This is a genomic window from Mycetocola sp., from assembly GCF_025464835.1.
GTDB lineage: Bacteria > Actinomycetota > Actinomycetes > Actinomycetales > Microbacteriaceae > Mycetocola_A.
This window is the reverse complement of sequence record NZ_JAODMP010000092.1, coordinates 1-22,896: the sequence shown is the minus strand read 5'-3', so window position 1 is coordinate 22,896 and position 22,896 is coordinate 1. Positions and strand designations below refer to the sequence as shown.

The following is a 22,896-nucleotide window of genomic DNA, read 5'->3' as shown; positions in this document are numbered from 1 at the left end:
GTTCGAGCATGACCACGAGGCTGGCGCTCCTTCCCAGCCCGCTGCTGGGGCCGGCCGTGTGGGCTGCTGTCGGCTCTGCCCTCGCCGATCGTGGTTGGACGGTCACGAGCCCGCCGGTGTTCGGCCCGCTCCGGAGCCCCGCAGACCGCCTGGCCCACTGGGAAAACGCCCTACCCGAGGATGCCGCGTACGTTCTCGTGCCGCACAGCAACGCTGGCCTGTACGTTCCGGCACTCGGCGAGCGCCCTCATGTGCTCGGTACCGTGTTCGTCGACGCCGCGCTGCCGCCCGGATCAGGGTCTGCTCCGTTGGGGCCGCTCCGGCTGTACGAGATGCTCGCCGGACTCGCTGACGGGAACGGCATGCTCCCGCCCTGGACCGGATGGTGGGATGACGCCGAGCTGGCTGACCTGTTCCCGGACATCGGAACGCGCGCCGGGGTCGAAGCCGAGCAGATCCGGCTGCCCCTGTCCTACTTCGCTGAACGGATGCCCGTGGCCGCCGGTTGGACGGAGCGTCCCAACGCCTACCTCGCTTTCGGGGACACGTATCAGGAGGAACGGGAGGCTGCAGCCCAACGGGGCTGGCCGGTGAGGAGCCTCCCGGGCGGCCACCTCCTGATCCTCACGCAACCAGCGGCCGTTGCAACTGTGCTCGATGCGCTCCATGAGCTCGATACGGCTAGACGCTCCGCTCGAACACGAGCAGCGTCGACGTCGCCGTCGCGATCACCCGGCCGTCGGCATCCGTCAGCGCGGCCGATGCGAAAGCAGCACGCCGTCCGAACGAGATGAGGTTCGCCTCAGCGCGCACGAGCCCGGTCTCGGCGGTCATCGGCCGGTGGTATGAGGTCTTCAGCTCGAGCGTCGTGTAGCCCTGGGTGGGCGAGATGCGGGTGTGAACGGCAGCGCCGCAGGCGGAGTCCAGCAGCGTGGCGGCGAACCCGCCGTGCACCGTCCCGACGAGGTCCATCACGGATGGCCCTGGCCTGCCCTCGAGCACGGCATGACCCTTGCCTACCTCGACGAGATCGAAGTCGAGCGCCTCACCGATGGCCGGCCGCACTCCTGACGCGATGAGGGCCTGCAGTTGTTCGAGTCCGGAGAGTTCGCCGGTCGTTGCGTCGTCGAGGAGGTTCATCCGTCCAGCTTACGGATGCCGCGACGCCGGTCTGCTCGCTGTCACGACGACCGGTTAATAGGAGATCGCGGGGTTTGCAGGAGAAATTCGACGGATCGGCCCTGACAATCGTGCGATCCCCTCTTTCCAGGCGACGATACGGCCGCACGAGCGGCTTCAGCGCAGCCTGGGCAGTCGGGCAGCGACCTCGTCGAGGACCCGCTCGGAGCCGGCATAAATGCCCTCGGTGCGCGGCCAGTGGGTGATCACATCGGTGAAGCCCAGGTCCGCGGCCCGGCCGGCCGTGTCCTCGAAACGGCCGACACTCTCCAGCGCATACGACCCGCCGGCGTCGATCATGAGGTAACGGTCAACGCCGAGGGGATCCGCCCCGACGGACAGCGCAGCCTCTTCGAAACGACGGGTGAGGTCGCCGACCGACGTCCACCACTCCTCACCGACGGCACCATCCCGACCGGTGGTCACCCAGCCCTGACCGTACTCGGCTGCCACGCGCATCCCCTTCGGACCGTTGGCGGCGACCACGAAAGGCACCCGCGGGTGCTGCGCAGGAATTCCCACCATGCGCGCCTTGCTGGCGGTGAACCAGTCGCCGTCGAAGCTCACGCCGCCGCTGTCCGGCAACTCGTGCCGCAGGAGCAGATCGAGTCCTGACACGAACTCGGAGAACCGTTCATGACGTTCCCGTGGCGACAGCTCAGGCACCCCCAGCACGAACGCATCGAACCCGGTGCCGCCTGCACCGATCCCCAACCGGAACCGGCCGCCGGAGATGTCGTCGAGGGTTGCAATCTCTTTCGCGAACGGCACCGGATGCCGGAAGTTCGGCGAGGCGACGATCGCGCCAAGCCGGATCCTGTTCGTGGCGATGGCTGCGGCGGTGAGTGTCGGGACTGTCGCGTGCCACGGCTCATCCGCCAGCGTCCGCCAGGACAGGTGGTCGTAGGTCCAGGCCGTGTCGAAACCGTACTCTTCGGCGGCGGTCCACTTGCGTCGCGCTTCCGGCCAGGGATCCTGCGGGAGGATCGTGATTCCACATCGCATGCGCCCGAGTTTACGGTCGGCCCCGACCCGTTCGCCCCGCCGCCCGGTTACCCCGGCTGTCGGGGGTGAGTGTGAGAATTCCGGTATGGCAACGCGACCGATCCAGACTCCGACCGCACCCGCAGCATCCGCACATCGCTGCTTCATCGTGCCGCCGCACCTGCTCGCCCACCTCGCCTCGCTCGAGGACCCCCGGTTGCAGCACGCGCGGCATGCGGCTCGCCGGGCCCTCGAGAGCGAACGCGTCTTCCACGCCGTTCGCCCGGGCGAACCGACGACCCTGCCCCGGGTGCGCCAGCGGGCGTCGCCGGTCGCCGACCTGTCCGTGCCCAACCGCTTCATCTCGGACGCTGCAGGCACCGAGACCCTGCCCGGTCGCCTCGTCCGCAGCGAAGGTGAGGCACCGCTCGCCGACGCGAGCGTCAATGAGGCGTACGACGGCCTCGGTCACACGCACGCGCTCTTCCGGCAGGCGTATTCCCGGTCGTCCATCGACGACGCCGGGCTTCCCCTGGAAGCGAGCGTTCACTACGGGGACGCTTATGACAACGCGTTCTGGGACGGCAGCCGCATGGTGTTCGGAGACGGCGACGGACAGGTGTTCTCAGGCTTCACCGGCTCGTTGAGCGTGATCGGCCACGAACTCACACACGGTCTCATCCAATACACCGCCAACCTGGTCTATTCAGGCCAGTCGGGCGCGCTCAACGAATCGGTGTCGGACGTGTTCGGCGCTCTCGTGGAGCAGCACTCCCTCGGGCAGGACGTGACCGAGGCGAGCTGGCTCATCGGCGAAGGTATCTTCACCGATGAAGTGCAGGGCACGGCGCTGCGGTCGCTGAAAGCGCCAGGCACCGCATACGACGATGACGTGCTTGGCAAGGATCCGCAGCCGGCACACATGAACGATTTCGTCGAAACGGATGACGACAACGGCGGCGTGCACATCAACTCCGGCATCCCGAACCGCGCCTTCTACCTGGCCGCTGCTGAAATCGGGGGCAAGGGGTGGCAGACGGCCGGCCGGATCTGGTACGAGACGGTCACCATGGAGATCAAGGCGAAAACCGACTTCCGCGGCTTCGCGGATGCGACGAGCTCGGTCGCCCTGCGGCTCTTCGGCGACGGCTCAGCCGAGGTCGAAGCGGTCCGATCCGCGTGGGAGGCGGTAGGCGTCACCGGCTGAGCAGAGTACGATCGCGGGCATGAAGGTGACCGTTACCCGAAGCGGCGGATTCGCCGGCCTCGCCCGCCGCTGGCAGGTGTTCGTCGAGAGGGAACCAGACGAGGACTCCTGGATCCTCCTGCTCCGCCAGCTGCCGTGGGACGACGTGGCGGAGGAACCGGCCCAACCGGACCGCTACTTGTACCGGATCAACTGCGAGCCTCGGCCCACTGCCCAGGAGGGCTCCCCCGAAGTGTCAGGGCGCGAGGAGCAGGTCATCGCTGAGCCGCGCGAAGTCGTGATCCCCGAGCAGCGCCTGACCGGGCCCTGGCGTGAACTCGTCGACCGGGTGCGCGAACGCGATGAGCAGGAACGCGAGCCATACCCGGCCAATCTGCCGCGCAACGGCGGCTGAGCCTCAGACCCTGGCGAGTTCCGGCGGCAGCACGTCGTCGAGCGATGTGCCACGTTTGTCGGCGAGCGCCAGGGCCGCTCCCGCCGCGACGAGGAAGAAGACGGCGAACACGCTGAACAGCAGGACGTTGCCGCCCATCCCGGTGAGCAGCGGCACGGCGAGGGGCGCGAGGATCGATGCGATGCGTCCGACGCCGGCGGCCCAGCCGGAGCCGGTGCCGCGAAGCGCGGTGGGGTACAGCTCCGGCGTGACGGCGTACAGCGCACCCCAGGCGCCGAGGTTGAAGAACGAGAGCAGCATGCCGGCGCCGATCACCTGCCATTCCGCCCCGGCGAGCCCGAACAGCACGGCGGAGACAGCGGACCCGGTGAGGAACACCGCTAGGGTCTTGTTCCGTCCCCACTTCTCCACGAGCCAGGCAGCAACGAGGTAGCCGGGCAGCTGGGCAAGGGTGATGATGAGGGTGTAGCCGAAGGAACGGACGAGCGAGAACCCGGATGCAACGAGGATCGTCGGCAACCAGACAAACGCTCCGTAATATGCGAAGTTCACGCAGAACCACACCAGCCAGAGCGCCGCGGTCTGGACGCGGTGCGGAGCTGCCCACAGTGCTGTCACCTGCCGGCCGGCGCTGACCCGGGGCACGGCCGGCAGATTTTCGACAGCAACAGGGTGTTCCGGTGCCGAAACGCCGGCGGATCGTTCGAAACGCTGAACGGTCGTTTCGGCTTCGGCTATCCTGCCCCTCGACTCGAGGAACCGAACCGATTCCGGTAGCCCGAACCGGACGACGGCGGCGTACAGCGCGGGGACGGCACCGATGGCCAGCGCCCAGCGCCACCCCTCCGCGCTCGCTGGGACGACGACGAATCCGATGATCGCCGCGAGGGTCCAGCCGACCGCCCAGAACGCTTCGAGCAACACGATCACCCGGCCGCGGATCCGTGGCGGCGCGAACTCCGACACAAGGGTGGAGGCCACAGGGAGTTCCGCCCCGAGGCCAAGGCCGACGACGAACCGCAACGCGATCAGCGCCCCGACCGACCAGGCAAGCGCCGAGGCGCCGGTGGCGACACCGAAGATGAGCAGGGTGACAGCGAAGACCTGGCGTCTCCCGAACCGGTCGGCGAGCAGGCCGCCGAGGCTCGCGCCGATCGCCATCCCGATGAAACCCGACGACGCTATCCAGCTCAGCTCCGTGCCGGTCAGGCTCCACGTCACGGCCAGCTGGGCGAGAACGAAGGAGATGAGCCCGACGTCCATCGCGTCGAGCGCCCAGCCCATGCCTGAGCCGACGAGCAGTTTTCGGTGCTCACGGGTGAACGGCAATGCGTCCAGGCGGGACAGCCGCGTGTTCCGGGTTTCGGGTTCGCTCATTTCTTCATTCTCCCCGTGCGCGATGCCCTCCTGTGTCAGGGACGCGTGTCCGTCATGATCTGCTCGGCCAGGAGACGCAGTGTTCTGCTCCGCGCAGGGGTGCGATCGGCGGGCTCGGCGTCGAACGCTGAGGCACCGGGTGACACCATCACCTCGTCGACCTCGAAGCGCCTCGCGAACTCGCGAACCCGCTGGGCGGCGGCAACCGGCTCGTCGATGATCCAGCTGCCTAGCGATGCTGCGATGAATTCTTCCTGAAGCGCGGTCATCGTCGTCGCCTGCGCTTCCTCCACCGTCGCGATTCGACCAAGGCGCTCGTTGGTGCGCAACCGGGCCATGTGCTGCAGGTTGGGCAGGGCAAGCGCGAGTGCCTCGGATGCCGTCGGAGCGACGACCACATTCGCGGTCACGAACGTTCGTGGCGCGTCGAGCAGGTGTGACGCCCGGAACTGGCTCCGGTAGATCTCCAGGGCGCGTTCCGCCCCTGCTCCGGCGAAGTGATGGGCGAACACGTACGGGAGTCCGAGGGAGGCGGCGAGGGTCGCCGAATAGTCGCTCGAGCCGAGCAGCCACATGTCAGGCGAGCTCGTCGCCGCTGGGGTCGCTCGCAATTCGTACTCGGTGCCGCTGGTCAGCCGGACGGTCGCCCCATCGGGGCTGAGCAGGGTCGCGATGTCGCTGACGTAGTTCGGGAAGCTGTTCACATCGCTGGTCGCGCCTGAACGGTTGAGCACGGCGGTCACCACCGGGTCGCTGCCCGGGGCCCTGCCGAGACCGAGATCGATCCGTCCGGGAGTGGCCGCTTCGAGGAGGGCGAACTGTTCCGCGACGACCAACGGCGCGTGGTTGGGAAGCATCACGCCCCCTGACCCCACCCGAATCCGCTTCGTGTGGGCGGCGAGGATCCCGATGATCACCGCGGGGTTCGTCGACGCCACCGACGGCATGTTGTGATGCTCAGCCACCCAGTAGCGCTCGTAACCAAGATCGTCCGCCACCCGGGCGAGATCGATGGATGCGGCGAGCGCATCGGCGGAGGATTGCCGGGAACGAACAGGGACGAGATCGAGAACAGAGAGTTTCACAGACACAACCTTTCCCTGGCTCCAAGCCACTCCTCCCGCCTGGCATTCCCTCCGGCAGCCGGGGAACCGCCGAGCCGGCGAAACGTCAGGTGAGCAGTTGCTGCCAGCCGGTGCCTGCCGCGTGTTCGAACACGAGGTTCGTCTCGGTGTGGGCGACGGCCGGGTGACCGGTCAGGTACTGGACCACGAACTCCCGGAGGTCCGCGGTGCTGCGTGCAGCGACGTGCATGAGGTAATCGTCCCGACCGCCCATGTGGAACATCGACAGCACACCGGGCCAGGTGGGCGCTTCACGCCGGAACTTCTGGATGTCCGCTCGATTGTGCTGGGCAAGCTGAACGGCGATGAGCGCCTGGAGCGGAGCGCCAAGCACGGCGAGGTCGATGTCAGCGTGGTATCCGGTGATGTGGCCCGACTGGTGCAGCCGGCGCAGCCGGAGCGAGACCGTGGACTCGGCGAGCCCGAGTTCGGTCGCCAGCTGGGATCCGGATGCCCGCGCATTCATCGACAGGGCGCGGAGCAATGCGCGGTCGGTACTATCGAGCTGCGGCTTCTTCGGTTCCATCGCTGCTTTCCCTCGCGCCTACGCATCATCTGCGGCGAGAACGCCGTATGCCCAGAGTACCTGTTACTGCTCGTGCGGGCGATTGAAGAAAATGCTGAGATTCCGCATGCTCAAGGACGATGCACGGCTCGGAACGCTTGCGGTCCGCGGCGGAATGGATGCTCTCCGTGACGAGGGCACCCACGTACCCCCGATCGATGATCCGTCGACCAGCGGATGCCCCGTCGCGAGGTTCTCGTACCAGTCAGCACAGGGATGGCTGCGCTCTCCGCCGTCCTCATGGCCGCCGTTCGTGCCGGAACCGGACACGTCGTCGCCGCCCGCTGGACGGCGGAACCGACCATGTGCTCGAGTCGCCGGCCAATCCCACTCGTGAGCTGCTGGACATCGCCGCCATCGAGACCAGGCCCGGTACCCGTCCTCGTCGACAACACCTTCGCCTCCCCCGTGCTCCAGCCGCCGATCCGGCACGGTGCGACGCTCGTCATGCACAGTGCGACCAAGTATCTCGGCGGCCGTGGTGTCGTCATGGGCGGCGTGATAGCGGGACCGGAGGACTGGCTCGAACGGCTGCGCCAGGTGCGGCGCCCTCACCGGTGGGCTGCTGCATCCGTTCGCCGCGTATCTTCTCCACCGCGGACACGATCACTGCGACGCTGTCCGCCGCGGTCCACGTGCTGATCTTCTACTGTGAGTCACTGGTGTGGAGCCGGCCGGCGGTCTCGAAGCGCCTCGGGCTGGAGAGCGCTGAGGACGCGGAGATCACCGGGGTGTTCGCATACAACCACGGCTGCTACAACCTTTTTCCTCGCCGTCGGCGCACTCGTCGGCTCCGTGCTCTATGAGCTCGCCATCAGTGCTCTACATCGTGAGCTGGGCGAGCCGACGCTGACGCGTTTGTCGTGCGCGTTTCGATTCGGAACCAGAACTCAGGTCGGTTCACGCACGACGAACGGATGCCGTGAAGCACAGCCGCCAGCGCCATCAGGCAGGTTCGGTGACGATGGCGTAGAGGTCGTACGCGGAGAGCCTTTGCCGCCCCCCGAGCCCTTGCAACTCGAGGACGAGACCGAGCCCGGCGACGGCGTATCCTGCGCGTTCCACGAGCCGTGCGGCGGCACTGCAACTGCCCCCTGTCGCAAGCACGTCGTCGAGGATCAGCACGCGTGAACCGGCCGGGAGCTGCCCTGGTCTGATCTCGAGGGTGGCGGTGCCGTACTCGAGGGCGTAGTCCTCGCTGAAGACGTGCCCGGGCAGCTTGCCGCCTTTCCGCACCGGCACGAGCGGAACATGCGCGGCATAAGCGAGCGCTGCAGCCAGGAGGAACCCTCTGGCTTCGACACCGGCGACAGCATCGAAGCGACCGGCGAACCGTGCCGCGAGGTCGTCGATCACGGCGGTGAAGGCATCCGCGTCGGCGAAGACGGGTGTCAGGTCACGAAACACGATCCCGGGCTTCGGAAAGTCCGGGATCGTGTCGCTTCGTTCGAGAACGAGGTCTGAGACGTTCAAGCGCTACTTCACACCGAGGAGGTCGATGACGAAGATGAGGGTCTGGCCAGACAGCGGGTGGTTGCCACCGGCGGCACCGTAGGCCAGGCTCGGCGGAACGGTCAGCTTGCGGCGACCGCCGACTTTCATGCCGGGGATGCCTTCCTGCCAGCCGGCGATGAGGTTACGAAGCGGGAAGTTGATCGACTCGCCGCGGCTCCAGGATGAGTCGAACTCATCGCCGGAGTCGTACGAGACGCCGAGGTAGTGCACGTTGACGGTGGAGGAGGCCTGAGCCTCGTCGCCGTCGCCGACGATGAGGTCGACGACCTCCAGTTCGGTGGGGGCTGGGCCCTCCGGGGCGTCGATTTCGGGCTTGGTGTTCTGCGATTCGGTCATGTGACCATCCAACCGCTTCGCCGTCCACGCGTCAAAGCGAGCCGACGATATGCTCGGGCGAGTGCCAGACAGAGACTACTCCGCCCTCACCCGAGCTGTGGCCGCTGGAGAGGTGAAGGCGTTCCGCCGGTGGGCGCGAACGTCGGGCTGGATCACAACGGCGCGCCCACCGGTCTCCGCCCTGCAGATGATCGTTCTCGTCCTGATCGGCGCGTTCTTCCTCGTCATCATGTCGACAGTGGTGTCATTCATGGGGTTGCTGCTGCCCCATGACCTCGGCACGGTCGTTGCGATTCTTACCCCGGTCGCACTGCTGGCACTCGTCACCGCGGCTGCAGTGACCGGGTGGCGCGCATGGACGGGAAGCGCCGCAACGTGGGAGAAGCGCCTGCGGCTCCGCGAACTCGCCGCAGCGCGAGACTGTTCCTATGGCGGGCACGTCCCCGCTCCTCCTTACCCGGGCATGATCTTCGACATCGGCACTGACCGACGGTCATACGATTCGGTCCGCGCCCTGTCCGGTCGTGCCCTCGACGTCGCCAACTACCGCTACACCGTAAGACGGGACAGGAGCAGCACTGTTCACCGCTGGGGTTATCTGGCGCTGAAACTCGATCGCCGGCTGCCGCACATGGTGCTCGATGCGACGAGCAACAACCTGCTGTTCGGCTCCAACCTGCCGCGCCGGTTCGGCAAGGGCTCCGTGCTCTCGCTCGAAGGCGATTTCGATCGCTACTTCACGCTCTACTGCCCTCCTGAGTACGGGCGCGACGCGCTGTACGTGTTCACGCCCGACCTCATGGCGCTTCTGATCGACGAATCATCCGCGTTCGACGTCGAGATCGTCGACGACTGGATGTTCGTCTACTCGACTGAACCGTTCGACCTGCTGCAGCCGGCCGTGTGGCAGCGACTCGAGCGGATCGTCGACACCGTCGGGTCGAAGACGCTCAGCCAGACGGAACGCTACGCGGACGAGCGGGTGCCCGATCCGCGTCTCAACGTCGTGGCGCCGCAGGGCCGCCGGATTCACCGGGGACTCGCACCGGGCGCCCTCGTCATGTCGCTGATCGTAATCGGCGGCGTCACGGCTTTCCACGCCCTCCGCCTGTGGGGCTGACGGAGAAAAACCTTGCGCTCAGGTCGGTTTCGATGCATGCTGGATCGGAACCACTCATCGCCCCGTCGACCAGCCGGCACTGCCGCGGCACAGGGCGATGAGTTTGTTAAGGGCCGGATTTCAGGCGGCTGGAGCGCCCGCGTATGTGCGGACCGCGCGGGCCAGTTCCGCGGCGATGTCCTCATCCGGTTCGTCGAGGGCCATCCGGCTGAATCCCGCATTCACTCCCTGCAGTCGCAGTCCGGCCTTCATGCGTGCCGGGTCACCGATCACCGTGTCAACGACGTCATTCACGGCGGATTGTGTCTTCTCGATTCGCGATCGGTCTCCGCTCTCCAGAGCAGCGACGAGATCGAGGAACGGGCGCGGGAAGACCGAGGCGATGCCTGACACCACCCCTTGCGCGCCATGGTCCGCCGCACTCGCAAGGTCACGGTCTGCGCCGGTGAAAAGCTCGAAGCTCTCCGGCACGGCCGCACGGTACGCGCTCACCGACTCCAGGCTTTCACCGCTGAGCTTGGCGCCGACGATGTTCGGCAGCTGCGCGATTCTCCCGAGCATGTCGGGTGATACCCGGATGCCGGTGCGCGCCTCGAAGAGATAGACGAAGACGCGCAGACCGGAACTGGCTTCGGCGACCGCTTCGTAGAACCGCATCACCGCGGCCTCACTCGCCGGCAGGTAGTACGGGGTGAGAACAGCGATCGTCGTCGCGCCGGACCTGACGGCATCCGCGATCAGGTTTCGCACCTCGAATAGGCTCGGTGCCCCGACATGAACGACGACCGGGAGGTCCGACAGCACGGCAAGACTGAGCCTGGTGAGGCCGTCCCTCTCTTCTCGGGAGAGGGAGGCGAATTCGCCGGTCGTGCCGAGCACGAATGCGCCATCGACGCCGGAGTCGCGGACGAACTCCAGGATCTCGCGGGAGCCGCCGAAGTCGACCTCTCCCTCGGCCGTGAATGAGACGGGAACGGCGGTGAGGATGTCCCGCCGGATGGTGTTGCTCATGCGTGTGGTCCTTTCGATGATTTCACGAGGGCGTTCCCGGCCTCGGTGCGCGCAGCAGCTGTCGCTGTGCGCTTCTGCCTGACCCTGCCGACGATCGGGGCGATGATTGCGAACAGCGCCAGGGCGATGAGTGCGGCGGAGATCGGGTGACTGACCAGCCCGATGGGGCCTTCGATGAGGAGCGCCCGGCGCAGATTCGATTCGGCGAGCGGTCCGAGCAGCAGGCCGAGCACGAGCGGGCCAACCGGGAAGCCGGTCCGCTTCATTATGAGCCCGACGATACCGGCGATCAGCATGATGACCACGGTGAAGATGTTGTTGGTTGTCGCGTACGTGCCGACGATGCAGAACATCAGGATCGTCGCCCACAGGTAGTGCACCGGCACGTCGAGCAGTTTGACCATGCCGCGCATCCGGACGAGACTGATGGCCAGGGACAGGATCGTGGCGATCAGCATGATCGCCGTGATGCTCACGACGAGGTCGGGGCGGTTGGTGAACAGCGACGGTCCGGGCTGAATGCCCCAGATGATCATCGAGCCGATCATGACGGCCATCACCGAATCACCCGGGATGCCGAGGGCCATAGTTGTGGTGAGAGAACCGCCGAGGGTGGCGCTCGACGCGGTGTCCGACGCCGTGAGACCTTCGATCGAGCCCTTACCGAACTCCTCCGGTCGCTGGGATACGCGCCTGGCGCGATCCCAGCCGATCAGGCCGGCGATGTCGCCACCGGCCGCGGGCACGACACCGACGATCATGCCGACGACGCTGCCGACCGCGAGCGGCTTGCCCATCTGGCGGTACTCAGCCTTGTTCGGCCACCAGCGGCCGAGTGACGAGATCGGCCGAACTTTGGAGGCGTGGTGCGTAAGCAATTGGTCGAAGAGTTCGGCGATGCCGAACACACCGATGATGACGGCAATGAAGTCGACGCCACTGGACAGGTCGTTGATGCCGAAGGTGAATCTCTGGTCACCGGTGATCGGATCGCGGCCGACCGTGGCGAGAGCCAGGCCGGCCACACCGGCGAGGACTCCCTTGATCATCGATTTCGACGAAATGCTGATCATCACCGTGAGACCGAACAGCACGAGCGCAAACATCTCGGATGGCCCGAACTCGAGCGCCAGGCGGGCGATGGGGATCGCCGCAGCGGCGAAGAGGATCATGCTCGCGAAGATACCGATCGCCGACACAAGGGCAGATATGACCAGGGCAAGTCCTGCCCTGCCCTGTTTCGCCATCGGGTAACCGTCGAGCGTGGTCGCGATCGACGCTGGAGTTCCTGGCGTGTTGACGAGGATTGATGGCACCCGGTCGCCGAAGTTCGCGGCGACGTAGATGGTCAGCAGCACGGCGAGGCCCTGGACGGGTTCCAGCGTGAGGGTGAACCCACTGGCGAGCGCCACCGCCATGGTTGCGGTTATGCCGGGGAACGCTCCCACGAGCATTCCCAGGACGAGGCCGAGGAGGAGGCAAACGAGGACCGTGGGGTCGATAAGCGCCTCAAGGCCGGAGACGATGGGATTCATAGGGGCACCTTGAGCAGTGTGTGAAAGAGCACGTACGTGAAGGCAGTGGTGAGAACAGGAAAGATGATCAACGTCTTCCAACTGCGACCACCGAAGACCCACAGCAGTGCCGCGAGGAACAGCGCTGTGGCGACGAGGTACCCGGCCAGTTGCCAAAGAACCACGTAGAGGATGGCAACCACGAGGGCGACAACCAGCCGAATCGCGCCCTGACGGTTGGCGGCCTCGAGATCGGAGCGGTCGAAAGGCGGGCGCAGCACGGCGATCAGCAACAGCGCCACGGAGAGAGCTCCGGCGAGCAGCGAGAGCAGCGTAGGCCAGAATCGCGGGTCCACTCCCCCGGTTTCGGTGCGGAGTTCGATGGCCAGCGCGAGCGCGAACCCCGCGACGCTCGCCCCGAGCGCGATGGCTGCGGTGACGATTTCGAGGCGGCGCGACGGCTGGGCGGCGAGCTCGGGTGCCACATCCGCTGGAGAAGGCGTGCCGGCCACCCCGGCCGCCGGAATGACGGTCGGGGTGGCCTTCGCTCGACGGCGAGATGACATGTGCGGGTCCGCCTACGGGAGAAGGGTGCTGAAGCGCTCGGATTCGGAGTTGACGAACTCGGTGAACTCCTCCGGCGACTTGTAGACGGTGAGCGCACCGCTCGGCGTGATGGTGTCGGCGAAACCGTCGGACTGAGCACCTTCTTCGATGGCGTCGGTGAGGACCTTCTTCACATCGTCCGGGAGTCCGGCCGGAGCGTACACGCCTCCCCAGCCGCCGAAGAGGACGTCATAGCCTTCGGACTCCGCGGTCGGTACCCCTTCGAGCATGGCGTGTTCCTCATCGTTGAACAGAGCCAGGACTCGGAGTGTCCCGTCGGCGTGGGCCTGGGCGGTTTCTCCCGCTCCGGCGACGACGGCGTCCACCTGGGAGCCCAGCGCGGCGGCGACCGCAGGTGCCCCGCCGTCGAACGGCACGGGGGTCAGGTCTGCTCCGGCTTCGTCGGCGAGGGCGAGCGTCGCAGCCTCCCACACCGACCCGGCGCCAGAGTTGGAAACGGTGATCGCTTTGTCCTTGGACGCATCGACGAGATCTTCGAGGGTCTCATACGGGCTGTCTGCCGGGACGGCGATGACACCGGGGCTGAACATGATCTGGCCGAGGAAGTCGTAGTTGTCCGGCTTCACGTCGAAACCAAGGTGCTCGAGCATGGCGATCTCGACCGGAACGAAACCGATCGTGTACCCGTCCGGTTCGGCTCCGGCGACGTACTGCATCGCCGTCGATCCGGATGCTCCCGGGCGGTTCTCCACGACGATACTCACGTCGAGGATCTCCTCGAGTTGAGCGGCGAGCGCACGCGATGACAGGTCTGAACCCCCGCCAGCGGCTGCCTGAACAATGAAGTTGATGTCCTTCTCCGGAAAGCTGGTCTCTTCGGCCGCGCTCGAGGAGCCGGGCGACTCCGCGGGCGACTCAGCGGGAGACGAGCAGGCCGACAGGCCGGCGACGGCGAGGCCGGCGCTGACTGCGATGGCCAACGTGCGTCGAACGGCGGTGTTGCGAACTAGTTGGTGTGACACGTTTTACCTTTCAATGAAGCGGCAGCGTGGCGCTGCCGTGAGTTAGCCGGCAGCGGATTCCTGCTGCCGGTCGACGGTGAGGCGATAGGACGAGACCATCCGCTCGCACGAACGCTTGATGTGGGCGGTGGCCTCGGCGACAGCACCCTCGACCTCGCCAGAGGACATCAGGTCGAACAATGTGGCGTGGTCATCGGCGGACGCGTCCAGGTCGGTGTCGACCTGGACAGTGAACTCGAGGAGCGCTGTCAGAATCGGTTCTGACTGATTCCAGACTGCCTGCAGGCGCCGATGACGGGCGAGTTCGAAGGTGTGGGCGTGGAACGCTGTGTCCGCGTTGGCGAAGGCATCGTGGTCGCCTACCCGGGCGGCAGCGAGCATCCGGTCGACGAGCGTTCGGCCCCGTGCCCAGTCTTCGGGCGTGGCGCGTTCGATGGCCAGGCGGACGGCGAGGGTCTCGACGGCCTCCCTGAGGGCGTAGTGGTCGCTGATGTCCTCGGCGGTAAGCCCGAGCGTGAAGATTTTACGGCGGCGAGATTCTACGAGCCCCTCGGCTTCGAGACGCCGCAGGGCATCGCGGACCGGTCCCCGGCTCACGCCGAACTGCTCGGCGAGCGTGTCTTCGGCCAGGTGAGTTTCCGCTGGGTACTCGCCGCGAACGATGCGGTCACGCAGCCGCTTCGCGACGAGGGTGCCGAGCGCTTCCGCCCGTACGGGGACGATGTCTGAAACCACGTTGTTCCACTCCGTAAACTGTTAACAGTTCACAGTGAAATCGATTGCACAGTGGTTGTCAAGCATTCCCGAGAAATCGATTCGAGGCGTCGCAGTAAACGCACATCACCAGGGGCAGCGAGTCAGCGCCCGAGGAGTTGTTGCCGTGCGGCGGCCACCGCGGTCAGAAGCTCGCCTTCGGTCCTGCGGTGAACGAGTTCGTTTCTTCCGGTGATCATCCGTTGGCGGGTCATCGCCAGCCGGGTGGCATCCCGGGTGAAGGCATCCATCGCCGCTCCGCGGTTGCCCGGCAACGTCCTGGCCCACGCGCGGGCCTGTCTGCGGCCTGGCCAGGTGGCGAGCATCTCGACCTCGGTCGGCGTGAACCAGCCAGCCCGCGCGTACTCCCCGAGCCTCGCCCGTGTCAGCCGGATCTCATGGCGCCTCACCAGCACTGTCATGAGAATGAGCGCGAGGAAGATCGGAACCTGCACGACGACGAAGTACGCCGCGTACGACTCGAGCGACGTGACGAGGAACGTTGCACCGTTCCAGAGGGCGTGGAGCAGAATCGCGCCGGTGAGACCCACGAGGAAATAGCCGAGCGCGCTGATTCCGGCATGCCGCCGCGCCGCAACGCCGAGAGCGAGACCGGCGAGCGCGGTGAAGGTGGCGTGGGCGAATGGCGACATGATGGCGCGCATGAAGAAGGTGAGCCCGAACTCGTCCGGCCCGCCTTCGATCAGTGCGAGCCCGAAATACTGGATGTTCTCGGTGAACGCGAAACCAGCGGCGATGACGATGGCGTAGACGAGCCCGTCGACCGGGCCCGAGAAGTGCTTGTGCGCCGCGAAGAAGAGAATCACGAGCCCCAGCCCCTTCGCCACCTCCTCGACGATCGGCGCCTGAACGGTCGCTCCGAGAACGGCATCGGCATTCTGCCCGGTGGTCAGGAGTGCGGTGACCTGCACCCCCAGGTCAACGAGAAGGGCGATCGCCACCGATGCGGCTGCGCCCCAGAGGAAGGCGAAGAGGAGGGCCAGCCTCGGCTCCGGTTCCCACCGATCGATCCAGGCGACGGCTGCCAGCACGACGACGAGCGGCACGAGCGCCGCGATGAATCCGACCGCGACAGCTCCCGGCCCGAGGAAGACCGTGAGATAGCCGAAGACGACGAGGAACACCAGGCCGAGAACCACCACGCCCAGGACGCCGAGGATGGTGCCGGTCGAGTTCGGTGATACGGGACTGGTCCAGACGGGCAGAGCCTGGTTCGGTGCGCGGACAGGCTGCGGATGCTCGGATGGCGAGTACGACATGCGAAAAGAGTAGCGCTACGTACCGCTCTCGCGATGCGTTCACCGGCATCCGGAGGTCGGCTAGCCTAGGACGGTGAGATTCTCGCATTTCGTCAATGAGGCGAACACTGGCTCCCCCGTCCGACTTGCGATCGTGCACCCAGAGGGTGCTCTCTTTCTCGACGAGATTCTCGACGATGCACCTGAGACGCTTCAGCAGCTGATCGAACGGGGTGACGACGAACTCCAACGGGTTCGCAGCCACTCGCACGTGGCCGTCAGCCAGGGTGTCGAGCTCACGCCGGTCGCCGGGCTCCGCCACGCGTCCGCTGTGCTCAGAACCCCGCAGATCATTGCGATCGGCCTCAACTACTCCGCTCACTCCTCGGAGTTGAACCTCAAGGCTGACAAGGCGCCGACGGTGTTCGCGCTCTGGCCGAACTCCCTCACCGGACACAACGGCACCACGACATGGCCGCGTGCGCTCAGTGAAGCGATCGACTACGAAGCCGAGCTCGGCGTGATCATCGGCAAAGCAGCAAAGAACGTTTCAGAAGCGGATGCGCTCGACTACGTGTTCGGATACACGGTCGTCAACGACATCACGGCCCGCGACATCCAGTACTCGGAGGCGCAGTGGTCCAGGTGCAAGTCCTTTGACGGCTTCACCCCCACCGGCCCCAGCGTCGTTACCAAAGATGAAGTGCCTGACCCGCAGAACCTCAAGATCAGCACGGTACTCGACGGCCATCTCATGCAGGATTCGTCGACCGGGATGATGATCCGGTCGGTGGCGACCCTGATCTCCTACCTGTCCCGATCAGCGACGCTGCTCCCTGGCACGCTGATTTCGACAGGCAGCCCGGGCGGCGCCGGCTACTCCCGCGACCCTCAGGTGTTCCTTCGGGACCGCTCAACGGTGACGGTCTCCGTCGAGGGGCTCGGCGAACTCACCACCCATTGCCGGATGACCTGAGCAGATCAGGGCTGCCCGCTCCCCTCCAGGCTGGTGTGCACTTCACCCTCGGTGCTTTCAGCGACGGTGCCGTCGAGGATCGGGATGGCGGTCGTCAGCGATTCCAGACCTGAGAGGCGTGCCGGTGACAGCTGTTTCATCACCTCGTCGCGCGTCATCAGCTCGGATTCGACGACGAGGTCGGCGATATTGCGCTTGGTGAGCAGCGCCGTCTTGGCAAGTGCGGCTGCCGCCGAGTAGCCGATGAACGGTGTCAGGGCGGTGATGACTCCGACGGAGGAGCCCACCATGGTCTGGAGCCGTTCCTCGTTGGCGGTGATGCCGTCGATGCAGTTGATCCGCAGGGTGTGGCAGGCCTGCGCCATCCAGGTGATGCTCTGCAGCAGGGAGTGAGCGATGACAGGCTCGAAGGCGTTGAGCTGCAGCTGGCCGGCTTCGGCCGCCATGGTGACCGTCATGTCTGCGCCGACGACGGAGAAAGCGACCTGGTTCACGACCTCCGGGATGACCGGGTTGACTTTGCCTGGCATGATGCTCGACCCCGCCTGAACGGCGGGCAGGTTGATCTCACCGAATCCGGCCTGTGGCCCACTGGACAGCAGACGCAGGTCGTTACAGATCTTCGACAATTTGATCGCGGAGCGTTTGAGTGTGCCGCTGAAGGACATGAAGCCGCCGGCATCGCTCGTGGACTCGATCAGGTCAGGCGCGGTTTCACAGCTGAGCCCGGTGATCCGGTTGAGGTGACTGACGACGGTCGCCGCGTATCGGGGATCCGCGGTGATGCCCGTTCCGATGGCGGTCGCGCCGAGGTTGATTTCAGCGAGCAGCCAGCGAGTTTCGATGAGCCTGGCGTGGTCCTCGCCCAGGGTGGTGGCGAAGCCATGAAATTCCTGCCCCAGCGTCATCGGGACGGCATCCTGCAACTGGGTGCGTCCTACTTTGAGGAGGTGCCTGAACTCGGCTGACTTGCGCGAGAACGAGTCTTGCAGAAGGGCGAGTTCGTCGAGCAGCGTCTGCAGCGAGAACGACAACGCGATCTTGATCGCCGTCGGGTACACGTCGTTCGTCGACTGGCTGCGGTTGGTGTGGTCGATCGGGGAGATGAACGCGTAATCGCCCTTCGGACGGCCGGCGATCTCAAGCGCGACGTTGCTGATGACCTCGTTGGCGTTCATGTTTGTCGAGGTGCCAGCACCGCCTTGGATCACACCGACCACGAATTCCTCGTGGAATTCGCCGTCGATGATGCGCTGGCAGGCCTGGTCGATCAGTGAACCCTTTTCAGCGCTGAGCACTCCAAGTTCGACGTTCGCGCGAGCCGCCGCCTGCTTCACGCTGGCAAGGGCGACGATGAGGGCCGGGTAGACCGAGATCGGCCGCTTGCTGATCGGGAAGTTCTCAAGCGCTCGTGCTGTGTGAATCCCCCAGTAGGCCCCGGCGGGAATGTCCATCGACCCGAGAGAATCGATCTCGGTGCGGGTTCTTTCGTCGGTCGTCACCTGGGACCTCTTCTCTTGCGGTTCAATCTCGAGGCCGCGATTGGCGGGCGTGATCAGTCTCACTATGGCTCCATTGCCTTGTCGGTGCTTGTGGCGGGACTCTTCCGACTTTACCCTGCCGCACCGCGCCCGGGGCTGGCCCGATTGGCAGAACAGCCGTCCACGCAAGCCACTGTGTCGGCGATCGTGCAATGCCACGGTATGACCGCCGGATTGCGGCTACATTACTCACTATGTCCGATGACGCACATCGACCCGGCTCCGCCGAACAGCCTTCACCCGCACGCCCAGGCAGCCCTGCAGAGGGTCTCTCAGGGCCACGCGAAAAGCCCCCTCGGCCCGAGATGTCTGACACCACGCCGCCTCCCGTGAAGCGCCCAGTGACGCCGACCGGTCCAGTGAGGATCGCGCGCCTCCTCTGGCTCGCCAGCTTCGTGGCCGGGCTCGGCGTTCTGGCTTTTGCTTTTCTCTCACGGAACGACCAGGTCGAGCGGCTGGGCGACGTCATCGCCGACGTCGACCCGGGCAGAGCCGCCGAGACCCTCACGAGCGCTGCGACGATTGTGTTCTGGTCAAGCCTCGCCGCGATCGTGGCGGTCGTGGTTATCGAAGTCCTCCTGCTGCAGGCGGTCATCCGCCGACACGGCTGGGCGAGGTGGGTGCAGCTCCTGGTTCTGCTCGCCCATGCCGGCGTCGCGGCGCTGGGCGGAAGCTTCCTCGCGCTGGGGGATCAGGGAATCGTCATCGGGGCGTTACTGACCGCGCAACTCGTGCTCGGCGTCGTCGCGCTCATCATCAGCGTGCTCCCGGGATCCGGCGCCTGGTTCCGGGCGAAGCAAGGGCCGCACGGCGGCTCCTCGACCTGAGCGGGCTGCGATGCCTGCCACGGCCGCCTCACAGCTGCGGACCACAATCCGGCATACGTCTGCGGAGGCCCGGTCGGTCAGGGGGTTCTCGGCCTGTGAACGCCAGCGGCGGAGATTCTCCAGGGCCCGACCGCGCAGTTCGTCCTCGGTCGCCGAGTCCGGCAGGCCCAGGCGGTGTGGCAGGTCGACGCCCGAGCCCCCGACGATCCGTTCGGCTTCTTCCGTCAGCTCAGCGGACAGGATCGACCCGGCGGTGCGAGCGGTCGCCAGCAGCCGCATTTCGCGGAATTCGTGAGCGCTCGCCTGGATTCGCTCCAGCGAAGCGGACAGCGCCCCGGTTCCTGTCCGTGGTCGTTCTCGAAGAAGCGACTCGACGGCGACGAGCGCGGCGCGTGCCTTGAGCGCCGCGGCGCGGGAGTGGAACTGCCCGTTGATCAGCTCCAGCAATTCATCGAGGCCGCTGCGACGGGCGAGCTCGTGCGCCAGAGCCGTGGAATCGGCGATACCACCGCGCAGGAGCGCGGTCGCCAGCCGGATCCCGAACAGCCCGAACCGGTCAAGCAGCACGGTCCTCATCTCCGGACTGACGTCGGGCGGCTGGGAGCTCCTGGCGAATCGATCCACGGAGACGAGCAGCCGCTCACGCTCCGCCCGCTCCAGTTTGGCCAGCTCCACCAGAGCCGTGTACTCGCTCTCACGCAGGCTGCGCGCGCTCTGCGCGAGCAGACCAGCGACGGGCACGACGCCGAGGGTCAACGCTCGCAGACGGTCGTCATGTCGGTACCGTTCAGCGATCACGCGGGCTGACAACAGCGAGTCAATGCGACCGGCGCCGATCTCATCGGCGCGGGAGAGCACCGCGAGCGCGTTGACGGTGCCGGAGTGGCCCGCCGTCGTGTCACGGAAGGATTCGAGGAACTGCAGGTCGGATGCATGCATGTGCCGCAGGAGATAGACGATCGCGTCTGCCTCGGACGGTGCGTCTTCTGGAGTGAGGAACCGAACCGACCGTGCGGAGACGTCTCCGGATGCCGACGCCATGCCTGGCGTGTCGATGAGTGTGATGTGACGCAAGCTTTTCGATGGCCAGTCAACGACCAGCCGGTCCACCTCTTCGGCGTTGGCGTTGCCGACGTCCAGCAGGAGCCGGCCATCGATCCGCCTGACCGGCAGGTTCTCCGGCTCCCCCTCGACCGGATGCAGCGTCACGCGGGGAGTGTCGGCGTACCGGTACCAGGTTACGATCTTCGTGCACTCCGCGGTGTCCGTCGGGGCTATCTCCTCGCCGAGGATGGCGTTGAGCAACGTCGACTTTCCTGCCTTGGCCATCCCGGCGATGGCAATGCGCAGGGGTTCTTCTTGACGCCGCGCATACGTCTCGAGCATGCCGCGCCCCACCGGGTCATCCGCATAAACGGCTATCGCCTCGCGAAGGAGTTCGACGACAGCAACGCTGGTCGCATCGCTCACGCTGAAGTCGCCCGCATCGGCTGCTTGTCGGCGATCGACGGGGCCTGATTGCGCAGCGCCGCCACTCTCTTGAGTTCGACCTTGATTTCCGCGATCCGATGCGCCCGCTCCTGCGTGAACGAGTTTGCGGCCTTCTGGGCCGCGAGCACTGAGTCCGCCAGCGAACGGTGGTGTTCGTCAGCGATCCCGGTGAAGTGATCCCTCGTGGCGCGTTGCACGAACCTCAGCCGGTCCTTCAGCTGCTTGCCCGTCTGGAAGATGACGTCGTCGATCTGGCGTCTCACCAGTTGTTTCGCCTCAGCGCGACGACGCTGCAGCCGCGCCTCCTTGTCGTCGCGGAACGCCTTGCCGCCGATCAGGACCCCGGCGGCAAGTGAGAACGGGTTGATCAGCGACATCCCGACGATTCCGGTGACCAGACCGACCATCAGCACGCCGCCATAAGACCCGCGGGCCCCGATCAGGATCTTCTGCATCATCCCGAGTGTCCCTGGGTCGAGGGCTGGCATGACCTCGACGGGGTCGAGCACCCCTGTGGTGTCATCCACCCGCAGCACGGGCAGCGCCACGTCATCATGGGCGAAGAGACTCGCCACTTCGCCAGAGAGCCATTGCGCTCGTTCATTGGTCCAGACGAAGGTATCGGAGACACCCGCCGCAACGCGCTGCTCCAGCCAGTCGACCAACTGTTTCCACATCGGGCCAGGGTCTCCTGCGTCGATCGCCGCCTCGGCTTCGCGCTGGATGCTGCGCATCCTCTCACGCAGGTCGTGATCCATGTCTGCGATCAGATCGCTCATGCCGTCGTTGAGAGTGATCTGCCACCGGGCGGATCGTTGGCGGAGTTCGTCTGCCTTCTCCTTGGCGGCTTCGAGCTCGACGATCAGCTGGGGGGTGCCGTCGGGGTTCTCAAGCGCTCGGAGTTCCGACTGGAGCGACAGGCTGAGGTGCTCGGTGACTGACACCAGATCCTGGGCGACGGAACGCGACTGCAGTCGCTCCGCTTTGCCGACGATCTCCGTGCGCAGGTACGTCACCAGTTCAGGGAACCCGGACTCCGTGTTCAATTCCGCGTCACCCAGGCGGGCTGCGCTGAGACGCACATCAGAAGAGACAGGGAAAAGGCGGATGTCCGCCCTCACCCGGTCGAGGTGGGAGCGATCGAGTTCCGCCACCTGTCGCCATTGCGGGTAGAGGTCCGTCTTCGAGAGCACACACGCCACATTCGGCGAGACGCGAAGCGCCTGCCGCAGGAACTGGATTTCGGGCTCGGTGTACTCCTGGGAGGCGTCCGAGACAAGGAGCATCGCGTCGGCCGTCGGCAACGTCGAGAAGGTTGTCAATGAGTGGGTCGAGTCGAGTCCGCCGACACCGGGCGAGTCAACGAGAGAGAGTCCGCTGGCGAGAATCTTGCGTGGGAGAAAGACCTCCGCCGCCATCAACCGTCGGCTGTTGTCGGGGTTGCCCCGTTCAGAGACGTATGAGGGCAATTCCTCAAGCGTGATCTGCTTTCGCTCCAGCACAGGTTCCTCGCCCGCGTTCGCACTGTCTTTCGGTATCAGGATGACAGCGGATGGCGGGTTGCCGTAACGCACCACCGTGGGCACTGAGGTTGCGATGTCGTCATCGACAGGGCAGACCGGCGCGTTGATGAGCGCATTGATCAACTGGCTCTTGCCTTGCTTGAATTCCCCAACCACGATCACTCGAATGCTCGGGTCGAGCAGGCGCTGACGTGTCTGCTCGAGGCGTCCGCACAGGTCGGGCCTTTCCCCGTCCCTCGCCAACTCGATTCCCTGCTCAAGCAACTTGACCAGTTCAACCACGATTGCCTCCCTTGGAAATCGGTTCCCCTATCAGAACACACACATCGGCCCAACAGATAGCTTTCGCTGAACTGCTGGGCCGATGTGGGTCGGGTCTTCGTCGGTATGAACCGATGTCAGGGGAGCATCACGTCTGCGTCTTCGACGACGATCGATTCCTCGATCACTTCGTTGCCGATCGCGTTGCCCGAGTCCACGACGTTGTCGTTGAACAGCTCGTTGTCCTCGACGTTGATGTCGGTGTTTCCGGAGTCCTCCACTGAGTTGTCGGTGTTGCCGACGTTGATGTCGTCGACCGTTGTGTTGCCCGAGTCGTCGACCGAGTTGTC

General features: G+C 65.8%; 23 protein-coding genes and 2 pseudogenes. 8 read left to right on the top strand and 17 right to left on the bottom strand.

Annotated elements, in window-relative coordinates; translation table 11 throughout:
- Nucleotides 1-8: 8 nt before the first annotated feature.
- The gene (locus JWP90_RS11450; protein ID WP_297364125.1) at nucleotides 9-794 is read left to right on the top strand and encodes a hypothetical protein; all 786 of its coding nucleotides are present in this window, start codon (nucleotides 9-11) and stop codon (nucleotides 792-794) included.
- Here JWP90_RS11450 and JWP90_RS11445 read toward each other — a convergent pair.
- Both JWP90_RS11445 and JWP90_RS11440 read right to left on the bottom strand, forming a co-directional pair.
- Nucleotides 682-1,140 (bottom strand): PaaI family thioesterase, encoded by a 459-nt coding sequence (locus JWP90_RS11445; protein ID WP_297364122.1) that lies wholly within the window; start codon nucleotides 1,138-1,140, stop codon nucleotides 682-684. The genes JWP90_RS11450 and JWP90_RS11445 overlap by 113 nt on opposite strands.
- A 156-nt stretch (nucleotides 1,141-1,296) precedes the next feature.
- Entirely contained in the window at nucleotides 1,297-2,184 is an 888-nt protein-coding gene (locus JWP90_RS11440) for an LLM class flavin-dependent oxidoreductase (RefSeq protein WP_297364119.1), read from the bottom strand.
- 85 nt (nucleotides 2,185-2,269) lie between these two features.
- On the opposite strand from JWP90_RS11440, the gene JWP90_RS11435 reads away from it, so the two are divergent.
- Complete coding sequence (locus JWP90_RS11435; RefSeq protein ID WP_297364116.1) at nucleotides 2,270-3,370, top strand: M4 family metallopeptidase; 1,101 nt, start codon at nucleotides 2,270-2,272, stop codon at nucleotides 3,368-3,370.
- Nucleotides 3,371-3,389: 19 nt separating this feature from the next.
- A complete protein-coding gene (locus tag JWP90_RS11430) occupies nucleotides 3,390-3,764 on the top strand; it encodes a protealysin inhibitor emfourin (protein WP_297364113.1) in 375 nt (124 codons plus the stop codon).
- Between the two features lie 3 nt (nucleotides 3,765-3,767).
- On the opposite strand, the gene JWP90_RS11425 is transcribed toward JWP90_RS11430, so the two are convergent.
- The 3 genes from JWP90_RS11425 to JWP90_RS11415 all read right to left on the bottom strand — a co-directional run bounded on the left by JWP90_RS11425 (nucleotide 3,768) and on the right by JWP90_RS11415 (nucleotide 6,791).
- A complete protein-coding gene (locus tag JWP90_RS11425; protein ID WP_297364111.1) occupies nucleotides 3,768-5,141 on the bottom strand; it encodes an MFS transporter in 1,374 nt (457 codons plus the stop codon).
- A 35-nt stretch (nucleotides 5,142-5,176) separates the two neighbouring features.
- Nucleotides 5,177-6,226: an LLM class flavin-dependent oxidoreductase gene (locus tag JWP90_RS11420; protein ID WP_297364109.1), complete on the bottom strand. Its 1,050-nt coding sequence runs from the start codon at nucleotides 6,224-6,226 to the stop codon at nucleotides 5,177-5,179.
- An 85-nt stretch (nucleotides 6,227-6,311) separates the two neighbouring features.
- The gene (locus tag JWP90_RS11415; protein WP_297364106.1) at nucleotides 6,312-6,791 is read right to left on the bottom strand and encodes an Lrp/AsnC family transcriptional regulator; all 480 of its coding nucleotides are present in this window, start codon (nucleotides 6,789-6,791) and stop codon (nucleotides 6,312-6,314) included.
- Nucleotides 6,792-6,897: 106 nt separating this feature from the next.
- On the opposite strand from JWP90_RS11415, the pseudogene JWP90_RS11410 reads away from it, so the two are divergent.
- Nucleotides 6,898-7,431: pseudogene (locus tag JWP90_RS11410) on the top strand (PLP-dependent transferase); the annotation flags it as partial.
- Nucleotides 7,388-7,636 carry a DUF1304 family protein gene (locus JWP90_RS13210; protein ID WP_367182718.1) on the top strand — a complete coding sequence of 83 codons (249 nt, stop codon included), beginning with the start codon at nucleotides 7,388-7,390 and terminating at the stop codon, nucleotides 7,634-7,636. The pseudogene JWP90_RS11410 and the gene JWP90_RS13210, both read left to right, overlap by 44 nt.
- Nucleotides 7,637-7,775: 139 nt before the next feature.
- Here the strand turns inward: JWP90_RS13210 and JWP90_RS11405 are convergent, their stop codons facing one another.
- Nucleotides 7,776-8,303: an adenine phosphoribosyltransferase gene (locus JWP90_RS11405; RefSeq protein ID WP_297364104.1), complete on the bottom strand. Its 528-nt coding sequence runs from the start codon at nucleotides 8,301-8,303 to the stop codon at nucleotides 7,776-7,778.
- A gap of 3 nt (nucleotides 8,304-8,306) precedes the next feature.
- Nucleotides 8,307-8,681, bottom strand: coding sequence for an FKBP-type peptidyl-prolyl cis-trans isomerase (locus JWP90_RS11400; protein ID WP_090710937.1), 375 nt, complete (start codon nucleotides 8,679-8,681; stop codon nucleotides 8,307-8,309).
- 61 nt (nucleotides 8,682-8,742) lie between these two features.
- Between JWP90_RS11400 and JWP90_RS11395 the strand changes: the two genes are divergently transcribed.
- Nucleotides 8,743-9,801 (top strand): hypothetical protein, encoded by a 1,059-nt coding sequence (locus tag JWP90_RS11395; RefSeq protein WP_297364100.1) that lies wholly within the window; start codon nucleotides 8,743-8,745, stop codon nucleotides 9,799-9,801.
- Between the two features lie 120 nt (nucleotides 9,802-9,921).
- Here JWP90_RS11395 and JWP90_RS11390 read toward each other — a convergent pair whose 3' ends face one another.
- The 6 genes from JWP90_RS11390 to JWP90_RS11365 form a co-directional block, all read right to left on the bottom strand.
- Nucleotides 9,922-10,812: a dihydrodipicolinate synthase family protein gene (locus JWP90_RS11390; protein ID WP_297364097.1), complete on the bottom strand. Its 891-nt coding sequence runs from the start codon at nucleotides 10,810-10,812 to the stop codon at nucleotides 9,922-9,924.
- On the bottom strand, nucleotides 10,809-12,347 hold the full coding sequence (locus JWP90_RS11385) for a tripartite tricarboxylate transporter permease (protein WP_297364095.1): 1,539 nt from the start codon (nucleotides 12,345-12,347) through the stop codon (nucleotides 10,809-10,811). Before JWP90_RS11385 ends, JWP90_RS11390 begins: the two co-directional genes overlap by 4 nt.
- On the bottom strand, nucleotides 12,344-12,892 hold the full coding sequence (locus JWP90_RS11380; protein WP_297364092.1) for a tripartite tricarboxylate transporter TctB family protein: 549 nt from the start codon (nucleotides 12,890-12,892) through the stop codon (nucleotides 12,344-12,346). Before JWP90_RS11380 ends, JWP90_RS11385 begins: the two co-directional genes overlap by 4 nt.
- Before the next feature lie 12 nt (nucleotides 12,893-12,904).
- Nucleotides 12,905-13,915, bottom strand: coding sequence for a tripartite tricarboxylate transporter substrate binding protein (locus JWP90_RS11375; protein ID WP_297364090.1), 1,011 nt, complete (start codon nucleotides 13,913-13,915; stop codon nucleotides 12,905-12,907).
- 42 nt (nucleotides 13,916-13,957) lie between these two features.
- Nucleotides 13,958-14,650: a GntR family transcriptional regulator gene (locus JWP90_RS11370; protein ID WP_297364087.1), complete on the bottom strand. Its 693-nt coding sequence runs from the start codon at nucleotides 14,648-14,650 to the stop codon at nucleotides 13,958-13,960.
- 122 nt (nucleotides 14,651-14,772) lie between these two features.
- Nucleotides 14,773-15,948, bottom strand: a complete 1,176-nt coding sequence (locus tag JWP90_RS11365; protein ID WP_297364084.1) for a PrsW family intramembrane metalloprotease — start codon at nucleotides 15,946-15,948, stop codon at nucleotides 14,773-14,775.
- Between the two features lie 73 nt (nucleotides 15,949-16,021).
- On the opposite strand from JWP90_RS11365, the gene JWP90_RS11360 reads away from it, so the two are divergent.
- Nucleotides 16,022-16,903 carry a fumarylacetoacetate hydrolase family protein gene (locus JWP90_RS11360; protein WP_297364082.1) on the top strand — a complete coding sequence of 294 codons (882 nt, stop codon included), beginning with the start codon at nucleotides 16,022-16,024 and terminating at the stop codon, nucleotides 16,901-16,903.
- Between the two features lie 5 nt (nucleotides 16,904-16,908).
- Here the strand turns inward: JWP90_RS11360 and JWP90_RS11355 are convergent, their stop codons facing one another.
- Nucleotides 16,909-18,405: an aspartate ammonia-lyase gene (locus JWP90_RS11355; protein ID WP_297364079.1), complete on the bottom strand. Its 1,497-nt coding sequence runs from the start codon at nucleotides 18,403-18,405 to the stop codon at nucleotides 16,909-16,911.
- 344 nt (nucleotides 18,406-18,749) lie between these two features.
- Between JWP90_RS11355 and JWP90_RS11350 the strand changes: the two genes are divergently transcribed.
- Nucleotides 18,750-19,271 (top strand): hypothetical protein, encoded by a 522-nt coding sequence (locus JWP90_RS11350; RefSeq protein ID WP_297364076.1) that lies wholly within the window; start codon nucleotides 18,750-18,752, stop codon nucleotides 19,269-19,271.
- On the opposite strand, the gene JWP90_RS11345 is transcribed toward JWP90_RS11350, so the two are convergent.
- The 3 genes and pseudogenes from JWP90_RS11345 to JWP90_RS11335 all read right to left on the bottom strand — a co-directional run.
- Complete coding sequence (locus JWP90_RS11345; protein WP_297364073.1) at nucleotides 19,158-20,741, bottom strand: dynamin family protein; 1,584 nt, start codon at nucleotides 20,739-20,741, stop codon at nucleotides 19,158-19,160. The two genes, JWP90_RS11350 and JWP90_RS11345, sit on opposite strands and share 114 nt — an antisense overlap.
- The gene (locus tag JWP90_RS11340; protein ID WP_297364069.1) at nucleotides 20,738-22,567 is read right to left on the bottom strand and encodes a dynamin family protein; all 1,830 of its coding nucleotides are present in this window, start codon (nucleotides 22,565-22,567) and stop codon (nucleotides 20,738-20,740) included. The genes JWP90_RS11345 and JWP90_RS11340 overlap by 4 nt, the downstream gene beginning before the upstream one ends.
- 116 nt (nucleotides 22,568-22,683) lie before the next feature.
- Nucleotides 22,684-22,896, bottom strand: a pseudogene (locus JWP90_RS11335) (hypothetical protein); the annotation flags it as partial.